The sequence below is a fragment of the Enterobacter sp. SENG-6 genome (assembly GCF_001605945.1).
Lineage (GTDB): Bacteria > Pseudomonadota > Gammaproteobacteria > Enterobacterales > Enterobacteriaceae > Enterobacter > Enterobacter cloacae.
This window is the reverse complement of record NZ_LOMM01000044.1, coordinates 17,808-31,443: the sequence shown is the minus strand read 5'-3', so window position 1 is coordinate 31,443 and position 13,636 is coordinate 17,808. Positions and strand designations below refer to the sequence as shown.

Annotated in this window: 12 protein-coding genes; 3 read left to right on the top strand and 9 right to left on the bottom strand. The window is 57.3% G+C overall.

The genetic code is table 11. The features are described from left to right. Nucleotides 1-17 precede the first annotated feature (17 nt). The 8 genes from AX755_RS18040 to puuD form a co-directional block, all read right to left on the bottom strand. On the bottom strand, nucleotides 18-836 hold the full coding sequence (locus AX755_RS18040) for a trypsin-like serine peptidase (RefSeq protein WP_047023657.1): 819 nt from the start codon (nucleotides 834-836) through the stop codon (nucleotides 18-20). A 276-nt stretch (nucleotides 837-1,112) separates the two neighbouring features. Then, on the bottom strand, nucleotides 1,113-1,502 hold the full coding sequence (asr, locus tag AX755_RS18035; RefSeq protein WP_013096840.1) for an acid resistance repetitive basic protein Asr: 390 nt from the start codon (nucleotides 1,500-1,502) through the stop codon (nucleotides 1,113-1,115). A 149-nt stretch (nucleotides 1,503-1,651) separates the two neighbouring features. Further along, nucleotides 1,652-3,139: a carboxypeptidase M32 gene (locus AX755_RS18030; protein WP_062857198.1), complete on the bottom strand. Its 1,488-nt coding sequence runs from the start codon at nucleotides 3,137-3,139 to the stop codon at nucleotides 1,652-1,654. Nucleotides 3,140-3,289: 150 nt separating this feature from the next. After that, nucleotides 3,290-4,561 (bottom strand): 4-aminobutyrate transaminase, encoded by a 1,272-nt coding sequence (puuE, locus tag AX755_RS18025; protein WP_062857197.1) that lies wholly within the window; start codon nucleotides 4,559-4,561, stop codon nucleotides 3,290-3,292. Nucleotides 4,562-4,586: 25 nt separating this feature from the next. Then, nucleotides 4,587-5,867: an NAD(P)/FAD-dependent oxidoreductase gene (locus tag AX755_RS18020; RefSeq protein WP_013096837.1), complete on the bottom strand. Its 1,281-nt coding sequence runs from the start codon at nucleotides 5,865-5,867 to the stop codon at nucleotides 4,587-4,589. After that, entirely contained in the window at nucleotides 5,864-7,357 is a 1,494-nt protein-coding gene (gene puuC / locus AX755_RS18015) for an aldehyde dehydrogenase PuuC (RefSeq protein ID WP_048971280.1), read from the bottom strand. The genes AX755_RS18020 and puuC overlap by 4 nt, the downstream gene beginning before the upstream one ends. Before the next feature lie 157 nt (nucleotides 7,358-7,514). Further along, nucleotides 7,515-8,072 carry an HTH-type transcriptional regulator PuuR gene (gene puuR, locus AX755_RS18010; protein ID WP_013096835.1) on the bottom strand — a complete coding sequence of 186 codons (558 nt, stop codon included), beginning with the start codon at nucleotides 8,070-8,072 and terminating at the stop codon, nucleotides 7,515-7,517. A 25-nt stretch (nucleotides 8,073-8,097) separates the two neighbouring features. Next, entirely contained in the window at nucleotides 8,098-8,862 is a 765-nt protein-coding gene (gene puuD / locus AX755_RS18005) for a gamma-glutamyl-gamma-aminobutyrate hydrolase (protein ID WP_014831700.1), read from the bottom strand. 214 nt (nucleotides 8,863-9,076) lie between these two features. Between puuD and AX755_RS18000 the strand changes: the two genes are divergently transcribed. The 3 genes from AX755_RS18000 (at nucleotide 9,077) to AX755_RS17990 (ending at nucleotide 12,243) form a co-directional block, all read left to right on the top strand. Further along, complete coding sequence (locus AX755_RS18000; protein ID WP_062857196.1) at nucleotides 9,077-10,495, top strand: glutamine synthetase family protein; 1,419 nt, start codon at nucleotides 9,077-9,079, stop codon at nucleotides 10,493-10,495. Between the two features lie 172 nt (nucleotides 10,496-10,667). Continuing rightward, complete coding sequence (locus AX755_RS26110) at nucleotides 10,668-10,862, top strand: YmjE family protein (RefSeq protein WP_032618525.1); 195 nt, start codon at nucleotides 10,668-10,670, stop codon at nucleotides 10,860-10,862. Continuing rightward, on the top strand, nucleotides 10,852-12,243 hold the full coding sequence (locus AX755_RS17990) for an APC family permease (RefSeq protein WP_013096830.1): 1,392 nt from the start codon (nucleotides 10,852-10,854) through the stop codon (nucleotides 12,241-12,243). Before AX755_RS26110 ends, AX755_RS17990 begins: the two co-directional genes overlap by 11 nt. 76 nt (nucleotides 12,244-12,319) lie before the next feature. Here the strand turns inward: AX755_RS17990 and AX755_RS17985 are convergent, their stop codons facing one another. Further along, a complete protein-coding gene (locus tag AX755_RS17985; RefSeq protein WP_013096829.1) occupies nucleotides 12,320-13,573 on the bottom strand; it encodes an MFS transporter in 1,254 nt (417 codons plus the stop codon). Nucleotides 13,574-13,636 lie beyond the last annotated feature (63 nt).

Below are 13,636 nucleotides of genomic sequence, written 5' to 3'. Positions count from 1 at the left end.
GAGGCGGCGCTGGCCTGTTATTGTGCCAGCGCATCCAGCTTGTCGCGAAAACCGGTCACCGAGAGAGCACGGTTATCCGCGCGCCATCGGTCTTTGGCCGCCGGAGCTGAACTCTGCACACCAATCAACTGCCAGCCGTTATCCGTTTTCAGCATCAGCGGTGAGCCGCTGTCGCCCGGTAACGTATCGCACTGGTGAGAGAGCACGCTGTTTTGCGCCCAGCCGGTCACAATGCAGTCGGTGTGGGTATACAGCGTATCCAGATGATCGACCGGATAACCGGATTGCGTCACCTTGCGATCGACGGCTTTCAGCGCGGCGGTCAGCGCGGCTTTATCGCCATCAAACAGGGGTAGTGGAGTGATTCCAGAAGGCGGGTAGCGCAAAATGATGAGACCGAAATCCCAGGAGGCCGCAGCGGGCGGGACTATCCAGCCGTCGCCGTCCGGTTTCAGGCGCTTACCCAGCGAAGGGTCAACCCGGCCTTCAATCCCGTGAATTTCATAGCGCCACATCCCTTTCTGAGACACAAATCGCAGTACCACGGCTTTGTCGGGTTTGCCGTCCGGCGGCGTCAACAGGCAATGGCCTGCGGTCAGGGCAAGCTGAGGGGTAATCAGCGTGGCGGTGCATAAGTTACCGCTGGCGGTTTCCAGTTGCCCGATGGCATCCCACGGGGCCTGGGTAGGATCGGCGACACGCGTACGATCATCATGACCGAAAAACAGCGTTTTAAGCTCTTTCGCGCTAATGGTGTCATCATCGCCATCATCCGCATGCGCGAATCCAGAAAAAAGAGCAAACGTTCCCAGTAATAACACAACAGATTTACGCATATCACACTCTGGTGGGGGTAATTATGATTATTAAAAGTGAACCCTATGAAAATACTATAGACGGGACAGCGCTAAAGTGGGAGTAAAATCAGCGTGCTACGATCAGGAAAGATAAAACTGGCTTGCGATGAGCGCGCATAAAATAAGCAGGATAAGGATCAACTCAAACCGATAGCGTCGCAGCATACGCCCTCCGGATAAAAAAACGGCGCTGTATTGAAAGGTTCAGCGCCGGTTTACCAACGTGCCCCGAAGGGCACGGTTTAGCTTGTACTCTTACGCAGCTGGCTGAGCAGCTGGTTTAGCAGCTTCGTGTTTTACTGCTTTTTTGTGATGCTTTTTAGCGGCCTGAGCTTTCTGCTCTACAGCGGGTTTAGTCGCTTTTTTGTGGTGCTTTTTGGCGGCCTGTGCTTTCTGCTCAACAGCAGGTTTAGCGGCGTCTTGTTTTACGGCTTTTTTGTGGTGCTTTTTAGCCGCCTGCGCTTTTTGCTCAGCAGCAGGTTTAGCAGCTTTGTGATGTTTCTTGTGGTGTACCGTTTTTGCCGGTGCAGCGGTGGTTGCAGCAGGTGCAGCGGCAGCTGGAGCAGTTGCAGTAGTCTCAGCAGCGAACGCAGCAGAAGACAGACCCATAGCAGCGGCAACAACCAGAGCTAATACTTTATTCATGTTCATACCCTCGAATTTGGTTTTTCATTTAACCCCACTGCGGGGCCGTTGAAATAACTATATCCCTGTAAATTCGGGGTTTCCGTGAGTGATTGGTATCGGCGTGTAACCGTTTGTACAACGCCGGGGGCTTTCCCCGGCGTGGGTCATTACAGGTAACGCGAGGTCAGGTGTTCACGGAAGTAGCGGATATTCAGATCTTCTCCCGTCGCCTGGGTGATCAGCTGTGATGTGGTAAACCGGCTGCCGTGTTGCCAGACGTTCTGGCGCAGCCAGTCAAACAGGGCCGACAGATCCCCGTCAGCGATAGAGGCCTGCAGACCTGGCAGCGCCGTTTTCGCGGCATGGAACAGCTGCGCGGCGTACATCGCCCCCAGCGTATAAGACGGGAAGTAACCGAATCCGCCGTCGGTCCAGTGGATATCCTGCATACAGCCGTTGCGGTAGTTGTTTTTGGTGGATAACCCGAGCCACGCCTGCATTTTCTCATCCCACAGGGCCGGGATGTCCTCCACCTCGATATCGCCATTGATCAGCGCCCGCTCAATCTCATAGCGCAGCACCACGTGTGCCGGGTAGCTCACTTCGTCGGCATCGACGCGGATATAGCCCGGCTTCACGCGCTGGTTCCAGGCGATAAAGTTCTCTTCGCTAAACGCCGCCTGGCTGCCAAAACGGGCATGAACGGCAGGGAGGAGATGTTTCAGGAACGCCTCGCTGCGGCCAAGCTGCATCTCAAAGAACAGACTCTGGGATTCGTGGATTGCCGTTGAACGCGCCAGGGCAACGGGCTGACCGGCCCACGCGCGCGGCAGGTTCTGTTCGTAGCGCGCGTGTCCGGTTTCGTGGATCACGCCAAACAGGGCGCTGAGGAGTTCATCTTCGTCATACCGCGTGGTAATGCGCACATCTTCCGGCACGCCGCCGCAGAACGGGTGCGCGCTCACGTCCAGACGACCGCCGTTGAAATCGAAGCCGAGCATCTTCATGGCTTCCAGCCCCAGCTCACGCTGCGTTGCCGTCGGGAAGGGGCCCTGAGGCGGAACGAAGGTCTGCCTGGCCTGCTTGTCGACCACGTTTGCCAGCAGATCCGGCAGCCACGACTTCATGTCGGCAAAGAGCACGTCCAGACGGGCGCTGGTCATGTCTGGCTCAAAAATATCCAGCAGCGCATCGTAAGGTGAGCAACCTTTTGCCTCCGCGCGCAAACGCGCCTCTTCACGGCTGAGTTTTACCACCTCTTTCAGATTGGCGGAAAAGCCTTGCCAGTCATTGGCCGGACGCTGGGTACGCCAGGCGTGCTCACATTTGCTGCCCGCCAGCGATTTGGCTTCCACCAGCGATTCCGGCAGCAGCGAGGCCTGCTGATATTGACGCGTCATTTCACGCAGGTTGGCCTGTTCGACGTCATTCAAATCTTCACCTGCCGCTGCAGCCAGCCATTCACCCACTTTTTTGTCGGTCAGGATCTGATGTTGCAGGACGCTCATCTCCGCCAGCGCTTCACCGCGCGCGGCGCTGCCGCCGGGCGGCATCATGGTGAACATGTCCCAGCTGGCGATGGAGGAGAGGTGCGAGAAGCGGGAGAGACGCTGGAAGGTTTTCACAAGTGACTGATAGGCGGATGTTTTTTGCAATTCTTATTTCCTCTTGCCAGGGATGTGTTTCAGGGAGCATACAATGAAACAGACCAAATTCCCCAGCATTTCCCACATGGAGGAAATCTAAGCCGATCTCCTCCGTTGAAACCGTCTCCGGAATGCCGGGAGACGGTTTTCGGTAGGTAATTAGGCCTTATCACGCATAACCTGTTGCAAGATCGCCAGCGCCTGGGTGAACTGGGCATCCGGAATGGTCAGCGGATAAAGGAAGCGGATCACGTTGCCGTACTGGCCGCAGATCAATAACAGCAGGCCCTGGGCGAGTGCTTTTTGCTGGATCGCCTGTGCGATGGCGGCCGAAGGTGCACGGCTCTCGGGATCAAAAAACTCCGCCGCAATCATCGATCCTCTTCCCCTTATCGCCACGAGCGCAGGGAAGGTGCCCTGAATCTCTTCCAGGGTGGCTTTCAGTCGATCGCCCAGATGTCGGGCGCGGGCGCACAGTGACTCGTTGTCGATAATATTCAGCACCGCGTGCGCGGCGGCCACCGCCAGCGGGTTGCCTGCATAGGTCCCCCCCAGACCGCCGGGCGCCGGCGCGTCCATGATTTCGGCGCGACCCACCACGCCGGACAGCGGCATTCCGCCTGCCAGGCTTTTCGCCATCGTCATCAGGTCGGGCTTGTCGGCGTAGTGTTCCATGGCAAACAGTTTCCCCGTACGGGCGAAGCCGCTCTGTACTTCGTCGGCAATCATCACGATCCCGTGTTCATCACAGATACGGCGGATGGCGGCCACCAGATCTGGCGGGGCGACGTTGAATCCGCCTTCACCCTGAATGGGTTCAAAAATAATCGCCGCTACCTGTTTCGCCTCAATGTCTGCTTTGAACAGACGTTTTATCGCCGTGATGGCATCCTGCGTCGTGATGCCGTGCAGCTCCGAGGGATAGGGCACGTGATAAACCGACCCCGGGAAGGGGCCAAATCCCAGCTTATAAGGCGCGACCTTGCCGGTTAATGCCATGGTCATATAGGTTCGACCGTGAAAGCCTCCTCCGAAGGCAATCACGCCCGGTCTGCCGGTGTGGGCCCGGGCGATTTTAATGGCATTTTCCACCGCTTCTGCGCCCGTTGTGAAGAATGCCGTTTTGGCCGGGCTCTGCACCGGGGCCAGCTCATTAAGTTTTTCGGCTAATGAGACGTAGCTTTCATACGGCACAATCTGGTAGGCCGTGTGGGTGAACTGGTGAAGCTGTTTTTCCACTGCGGCCACCAGTTCAGGATGCCGATGGCCGGTATTCAGTACCGCGATCCCGGCGGCGAAATCAATATAGTCGTTGCCTTCCACGTCGGTAAGCGTGGCATTCTCCGCCGTGCGGGCAAAGAAATCACACATTACGCCTACGCCGCGCGGGGTGGCAGAAAGTCTACGCTGATGAAATTCCTGGTTACTCATGTCAGATACCCTTTTGTCGAAACGCTCATACGCCAAGACGATCGCGCAGGCTGTAATACGCCGCACCCATCGCCGTGAATGGAATCCGCAGGCTGCGACCGCCCGGGAAGGGGTAGTGCGGAAGGTTGGCAAACGCATCAAAGCGCTCAGCGTCACCGCGCAACAGTTCCGAGATCAGCCGTCCGGCCAGGTGGGTGCAGGTCACGCCGTGGCCGCTGTAGCCCTGCATGTAATAGATGTTTTTATCCAGACGACCAAACTGCGGCATGCGCGACAGGGTCAGCAGGAAGTTGCCCGTCCAGCGGTAGTCGATTTTGACGCCGGCCAGCTGTGGGAAGGTTTTCAGCAGCTTTGGCATCACCAGACGCTCGACATCGTCCGGATCGCGCGCGCCATAGACGACGCCACCGCCGTACAGCAGGCGGTTGTCGGCGGTAAGACGGTAGTAATCCAGCAGGTAGTTACAATCTTCCACGCAGTAGTTATTGGGGATCAGCGTGCGGACGACCGCTTCCGGCAGCGGGGCGGTGGTCACAACCTGAGTGCCGCAGGGCATGCTGCGTTTTGCCAGTTCCGGTTCTATCTTATCGCCCAGATAGGCATTCCCGGCGACGATCACATAGCGGGCCGTCACCTGGCCATGCTGCGTGCTTACCACCGCCGGGCTGGTGTGCTGAATGGCGGTCACCGGGGACTGTTCATACACCCGCCCGCCGTTCAGGCGAATCGCGTCCGCTTCGCCGATCGCCAGGTTCAGTGGATGAATATGCCCCCCGCTGCGGTCCAGCAGCGCGCCGGTATAGCGTTCGCTGTCGACTTCCCGGCGGATGGCACTGGCGTCCAGCAACTCCAGCTGCGTATTGCCGTAGCGTTCCCAGTTGGCTTTTTGCTCCTCCAGCGTCTCGAGCTGCTTATGGTTTAGCGCCACAAACAGCCCGCCGGGACGATAGTCGCACTGGATCTGATAGCGCTGGATACGCTCCCGGATGATCTCCCCGCCTTCAAACATCATGCTCCCGAGGACTCTGGCGGCATCGGGTCCGTAGTTTTTCTCAATCACGTCGATATCGCGGCTGTAAGAGTTAACCAGCTGGCCGCCGTTGCGTCCGCTGGCGCCGAAGCCGATGCGCGCCCCTTCAAGGAGCACCACGTCGTAGCCCATTTCGGCGAGATGCAGCGCGGAGGAGAGGCCGGTATAGCCGCCGCCCACCACGCACACGTCACAGCTGATCGACTCGTTAAGCGTCGGGAAAGGTTCGTAAGCGTTCGCGCTGGCCGCGTAGTAGCTGGTGGTATGTTCGGTCATGATTGAGACTCCAGGGCAATCCAGATGGTTTTCAGTTCGGTAAATTTTTCCAGCGCGTGCAGGGACTTATCGCGACCGTTGCCGCTCTGCTTATAGCCGCCAAAGGGTACGGTCATATCGCCGTCGTTATAGTTATTGACGAAGACCGAGCCTGCTTTCAGGCGGCGGCTCATGCGGTGCGCGCGGGAAAGATCGCGGGTCCATACCGCCGCGCCAAGCCCATATTCACTGTCGTTGGCCAGCGTTAAGGCTTCTTCTTCGGTTTTAAAACGGGTGACGACCAGCACCGGTCCGAAAATCTCTTCGCGACACAGCGGGGAGGCAGGGTCGATGTCGACAAAAATGGTGGGACCGACTGCACAAGGCCATGCTTGTTCCCGCCCGTCCAGCAGCAGCGTACCTTTTCGGGTTCCCTCGCGAATAAACGTGTGGACGGTATCGGCATGCGCAGCGTCGATGAGCATGCCCATCGTGCTGTCAGGGTCGAGCGGATCGCCCGGCTGCCAGTGACGGGCCTGCGCTTTTAGCTTTGCCAGAAAGTCGTCGGCGATGCTGTCTTCGAGCAGCAGGCGGGTACCGGCGATACAGACTTGCCCCTGGTTATAAAAAATCCCGGCGGCGGTTGCGCTCACGGCTTTGTCGAGGTCCGGACAGTCGGCAAAGATAATGTTGGCGCTCTTGCCGCCCGCCTCCAGCCAGACGCGCTTCATGTTGCTTTCACCCGCGTCCTTCAACAGCTGCTTGCCGGTACGGGTAGAGCCGGTAAAGGTCAGCACCTCGACTTCTGGATGCAATGCCAGCGCCTGGCCCGCTTCGTGGCCGTAACCGCTTATCACATTCAGCACGCCGTCCGGCAGGCCTGCCTCTTTCGCCAGCCCGGCCAGCCGCAGGGCGGTGAGTGGCGATTTCTCCGACGGTTTCAATACCACGCTGTTGCCCGCGATCAGTGCCGGGCCCAGCTTCCAGCAGGCCAGCAGCAGCGGGAAGTTCCAGGGAACGATGGCCGCAACCACCCCGATCGGCTCGCGCACGATCATCGCCAGTTCGCCCGGCCCCGTAGGCGCTACTTCGCCGTAGACTTTATCCGCCGCTTCGGCGTACCAGCGAATGGCGCGCGCCGCGCCGGGAATATCGTCGCGCAGGCTGTGGCGGATGGGTTTACCGGTGTCCAGTGTTTCCAGTAAGGCCAGCTCTTCGCCGTGGCGTTCCATTAAATCGGCGAGCTTATTGAGCACGGCCTTGCGCTGCGCCGGAGACGCCTGCGACCAGTCACCGCGCTCAAATACCTCACGCGCCGCCTGAACTGCACGGTCCACGTCCGCCTGCTTGCCCCGGGCCACGTTCGCCAGCGTCTGTTGTGTCGCGGGATTGACGGTTTCAAACGTGGCATTATCGGCGGCGTCACAATAGGCACCGTTAATAAATAACCGGGTCTCAATGGCGCTGTTTTTTGCTTTATCCTGCCAGTAAGTCAGGTGCTGAAAATGCATATTCACTCCTTTCTTTCGCAATCAGATAAATAAGGTCATGGCCGTTTCAGGCAATACGAAGCCGTGAGGCATCCCGGGAATTAACCCGTAGAATGCCGACATTGATCGTTTTTATTTGTCCCGGCGTAAGCGCACTTACGCCGGGACTGAGTGGTAATTAGAACGTGGTGGGGGTGTGGGCACTGATAATGCGGCAGATGCCTGCCGAGGTGTTGCTGAAGCTGTGCGGTATGCCGGTATTAATGGCATAGCTTTGCCCCGCAACCAGGTGATAAGGCTGGCCATTAATGGTCAGCACTATTTCACCTTCCAGTATCGTACCGATCTCCTCACCCTGGTGTTTGATCCTCTCTCCGGTCGTGGTTCCTGGCTGGTAAGTTTCAAAAATCATCGCCAGCGTACGGTTCGGATTTCCGTTATGAACCAGCTTCATCGAAACCCCCTGACTGCCTATTTCGATAAGGTCTTCCTGATTAATAACCACCTGCGGTTCATCAGGTTTTTCCGGTTCCGAAAAGAATTCCGAGAGCGACAGCCCATAAACTTTCAGCAGCTTTTGCAGCGTACTGATGGCAGGACTGACTTTGTCCTGCTCAATGGTGCTGATGGCACTGTGTGTTAACCCAGACAGTTCGGCGGCACGCCGCTGCGAGAGACCCAATTGCTGGCGGATCTCAGACAGACGTTTCCCTGGCGCCAGTCCGTCATCGCTCATAGTTGCATTTCCTTTACGGTAGTGGTCAAAGCCGTTGCTTCTCGGCAATGTGGCTTTGACAGGCGGTGATAAAACCTTCAAACAACATGCGTGACAGGGCGTACTCGCTGCTGTTCCATTCGGGGTGCCATTGCACACCGAGGGCAAAAGGGTGGTCATGAACGCTGACCGCTTCGACGAGCCCGTCCGTCGAGCGGGCCTCCACGCGAAGCCGTGGTCCTAACGTTCGTGCACCTTGCCCGTGTAACGAGTTTACCCAAAATGTGTTACAGCCTGGTATTAATTGAGACAGCAGTCCTCCCTCCTGAACCTGAACTTCATGAGAAGGGGCGTATTGTAGCTCAACCGGCAGTTCAGGATCTTCCCGGTGCTCAAGCAGGTCGTTCTGCTCGAACAGGCGGCGATACAGCGTCCCTCCCGTGGCAACAACCATTTCCTGCAGCCCCCGGCAGATGGCGAAAATGGGGATGCGCCTTTCGAGCGCGGCAGCAATCAGCGCCATACTCAGAAGATCTCGCCCGGGATCGGCGTCAGGCTCATCGCCGTTTTCACCATAAAGGTGCGGCTGCACGTTACTTGGGCTGCCCGGCAGGTAAATTCCGTCCAGGGTTGGCAGCAGAGCGGTAATAAGCTCTGGCTCTGCCAGCGCATGCGGTAAGGCAACAGGTAAGCCCCCCGCGTTAATAATGGCATTCAGGTACTTTTCTTGCAGGGTCTGGGTCTCATGACCCTTAAGCCTGTTTCTGCACATCACCACGCCAATAACTGGCTTGTTCATTATATTTTCCATGATCGCCCTCACAAAGTGGACTAAATTTAGGCCATTCTCGCCTGTGAAACGGCCTTTTCGTTCAATATTTTCTCAATCTAGCAACGAGATCTGCCTTTTGCAAACTTAATTTAACATTTGACAAACAATTTGTTTGCATACAGATTCGATAGTGTGGACATTATATTTGACAGTCCAGAGCAGCGAACGCAAATCCCAAAAACGGTGGTAAATCATGGAAACCAATATCGTAGAAGTTGAGAACTTTGTGCAGCACACGGATGAGAGGCGGGGCAGCGCCTTTACGCAGGAAGTGAAGCGCTATTTAGAAAAGTATCCTGACACCCAGTTTATTGATGTCCTCCTGACCGACCTGAACGGCTGTTTTCGCGGCAAACGTATCCCGGTTGCCGGACTGAGCAAACTTGAAAAAGGCTGCTATTTCCCGGCATCGGTTTTCGCCATGGACATTCTGGGTAACGTTGTGGAAGAGGCAGGGCTGGGGCAGGAGCTGGGCGAGCCGGACTGTATCTGTGTGCCGGTGCCGGGCACCCTGACACCCTACGCCGCCGACCCGGAGTACATTGGTCAGGTGCAGCTCACCATGGTCGATGAAGATGGCGCTCCCTTTGACGTTGAGCCGCGGAACGTACTCAACCGACTCTGGCAGCAGCTGCGCCAGCGCGGTCTGTTCCCCGTGGTAGCGGTAGAGCTGGAGTTCTATTTACTTGACCGTAAACGCGATGCCGACGGCTATCTGCAGCCACCCTGCGCGCCGGGCACCGACGTGCGTAACACGCAGAGTCAGGTCTACTCGGTTGATAATCTCAACCACTTTGCTGACGTGCTGAATGACATTGACGAACTGGCGCAACTGCAGTTGATCCCCGCCGACGGGGCAGTGGCTGAAGCCTCCCCGGGACAGTTTGAGATTAACCTGCACCATACAGAAAACGTGCTGGATGCCTGCGATGATGCGCTGGCGCTAAAACGTCTCGTCAGGCAGATGGCGGAAAAACACAAGATGCACGCCACGTTTATGGCAAAGCCGTATGAAGAACATGCGGGCAGCGGGATGCATATCCACATCAGCATGCAAAACAACAGAGGCGAAAACGTGTTCGCAGACGCCAGCGGTGAGGATTCCACGCTGCTGAAACGCGCGCTGGCCGGGATGATCGATCTGATGCCAGCGTCCATGGCACTGCTGGCGCCGAACGTCAACTCCTACCGCCGTTTCCAGCCGGGAATGTACGTGCCGACGCAGGCGTCATGGGGACACAATAATCGCACGGTTGCCCTGCGTATCCCCTGCGGCGATCGCCATAACCATCGGGTCGAATACCGGGTGGCGGGAGCAGACGCGAATCCGTATCTGGTGATGGCGGCGATTTTTGCCGGCATTTTACACGGGCTGGATAACGATTTACCCCTGCAGGAAGAAGTTGAAGGCAATGGTCTGGAGCAGGACGGATTGCCGTTCCCGATTCGTCAGAGCGATGCGCTGTGGGAGTTTATGCAAAACGATCACCTTCGCGAGCGACTGGGCGAACGTTTCTGCCACGTCTATCACGCCTGCAAAAATGATGAATTACTGCAGTTCGAACGCCTGATTACCGAAACTGAAATCGAGTGGATGCTGAAAAACGCCTGATGACGTGCCCCGGTCAGGGGCCGCTTTGTTTCATCGCATATGTATCACCAAACGGCCTGCGCGGAGCCTGGCCGAACTGTTCGCTGGCACGCCAGCTATCTCCCGGGAGTCGCGTTATGGAGCGCAGGCGGCACAGGGACTTTCTTAACGACACTGTGTGACGAGGTAGGAAATGATGCAGATGTTCAACTATCCGCAGGGCGAAGGGGGCCAGTCAGGCGCCTGCTGTGAGTGCGAGCGAGAGACGCTGCGCTGGTACGATCGCGTATGTTCTTTACAACTTCCCCCTTTGCTAAGCAGGTTTGCGTTAAGGTCAACGCGATTGCAAACCACGGTAAGCATGGGGGGGATGGTCTATGGCGACTAACACATCTCTTGATTCGCCGGGCATGGCCGGAAGAACCCGGCTGCGCAGTTCCCTCAAGCTCTGGCAGGTGGTGATGATGGGGCTGGCTTACCTCACCCCCATGACCGTGTTTGATACCTTCGGCATTGTGTCCGGTATCAGCAATGGCCACGTGCCCGCCTCGTATCTCCTGGCGCTGGCGGGCGTCATGTTTACCGCCATCAGCTACGGCAAACTGGTACGACAGTTCCCGGAAGCGGGCTCTGCGTACACCTACACGCAGAAATCGATCGGACCCCATCTGGGGTTTATGGTCGGCTGGTCCTCGCTGCTGGACTATCTCTTCCTGCCGATGATCAACGTGCTGCTGGCGAAGATCTACCTTTCCGCATTGTTCCCGGAAGTCCCGCCGTGGGTGTGGGTGGTGGGGTTTGTGACGATCCTGACGCTGGCGAACCTGAAGAGTGTTAATTTGGTCGCCAACTTTAACACCCTGTTTGTGCTGGTGCAGATCGCCATCATGGTGGTGTTTGTCATACTCGTGGTGCATGGCCTGCACAAGGGGGAGGGCGTGGGCACCGTCTGGTCGCTGCAGCCGTTTATCAGCGAGAACGCACATCTGATCCCGATTATTACCGGCGCGACTATCGTCTGCTTCTCTTTCCTCGGGTTTGACGCGGTCACCACGCTGTCGGAAGAGACGCCAAACGCGGCGCGGGTTATTCCCAAAGCCATTTTCCTGACCGCACTGTATGGCGGGCTGATATTCATTGTTGCCTCGTTTTTCATGCAACTCTTCTTCCCGACGATTGCGCGCTTCAAGAACCCGGACGCCGCGCTGCCGGAAATTGCGCTGTACGTGGGTGGCAAGCTCTTCCAGTCGGTGTTTCTGTGTACCACGTTTGTGAATACGCTCGCTTCAGGCCTGGCTTCACACGCCAGCGTCTCACGCTTATTGTATGTGATGGGGCGTGACAACGTCTTTCCGGAGCGGGTGTTTGGCTACGTGCATCCGAAATGGCGTACTCCGGCCCTGAACGTCATTATGGTAGGGATAGTGGCGCTGTCGGCCCTGTACTTTGACCTCGTGACCGCGACGGCGCTGATCAACTTTGGCGCGCTGGTGGCGTTTACGTTTGTTAATCTCTCGGTGTACAACCATTTCTGGCGGCGTAAGGGGCTGAACAAAACGTGGAAAGATCGGTTCCACTATCTCCTGCTGCCACTCATTGGTGCCGTAACGGTCGGCGTGCTGTGGATAAACCTCGAAGCGACGTCCCTGACGCTTGGCCTCATCTGGGCGGCACTGGGGGTCCTTTATCTGACATGGCTGACGCGCCGTTTCCGAAAACCGCCTCCGCAGTTTGAAGCCGCTAAGATAGAGCAGGCCTGGGATTCCTGAATGTAAAAACGGCACCAGTACGCTGGTGCCGTTTATCTGGATCGCTCGTCTTACCGGACATCAGCCAGCAGGCGGATTATCTCAGACGTTTATGAAGACTGGCCCCTACCAGCAGTGCCCCGCAGAGCATCAGCGCGATAAACCCGCCCACGCCGTTCCAGCCGTAGTTGTGCCAGAATACGCCGCCCAGCGTCCCGGCGAAGCTGGAGCCAAGATAATAGCTAAACAGATACAAAGAGGATGCCTGGCCTTTGGCACGACGGGCGCGCGGGCCAATCCAGCTGCTGGCAACGGAATGCGCGGCGAAGAAACCGGCAGAGAAGAGCAGCATTCCGGTGAAAATCAGCCACAGGGACGAGAAGAGCGTCAGCAACAGGCCCAGCAACATCACGGCGGTTGAGACCAGCATCACGGGCCCACGGCCATAGCGGGCGGTCATCGCTCCGGCTTTTGGCGAGCTCCAGGTCCCGGTCAGATACGCCACGGAGAGCAGGCCCACCACCGCCTGGCTCAGATGCCACGGCGAAAGCATCAGACGATAGCCAATATAGTTAAACAGCGTGACGAATGACCCCATCAGCAGAAAGCCGGTCAGGAACAGCCGCGGCAGCCCTTTATCCCGCCAGTGCAGGCGGAAGTTGATAAACAGCGTTTTCGGACGCAGGGAGGTGGGGCGGAAGTGGCGTGATTCCGGCAGAATTTTCCAGAACATCAGCGCAGAGGCCAGCGCAAAGCAGCCAATCACCGCCAGCGCAATGCGCCAGTTAAAGAAGTCTGTAAACACGCCGCTCAGCAGGCGTCCGCTCATACCGCCAATGGAGTTCCCGCTGATGTACAGCCCCATGGAGAACGCGACAAAGCTCGGGTGGATCTCTTCACTGAGATAAGTCATCCCGACCGCCGCCACGCCGCTGAGGGATAACCCGATGAGCGCGCGCATCATCAGGATCCCGTGCCAGCTGGTCATCATGGTGGAGAGCAACGTACAAACCGACGCCAGCATCAGCGCGGTCACCATCACCTGTTTACGCCCAATGGCATCAGAGAGAGGGCCGGTAAAAAGCAGGCCGACAGCCAGCATCCCGGTTGAAATAGAGAGAGAAATACTGCTGCTGGCCGGTGAGACGCCAAACTCATGTGACAGCACGGGAAGGATAGGCTGAACGCAGTAGAGCAGGGCAAAGGTTGCCAGACCGGCTGAGAACAGCGCCAGCGTGACGCGCATAAATTGGGAGGTACCACGTTTAATAAACTGCGCCGGCTGAGAAGCTGCGGGTAAATCATCGATATCGCGTGCCGGTTCGATATCAACGGTAGATGTACGACTCACACATGTTCCTTGCTTAAACATCCCCGTGGTTTCTGGTGACGGGTATGACCACCTCTTCAGGGT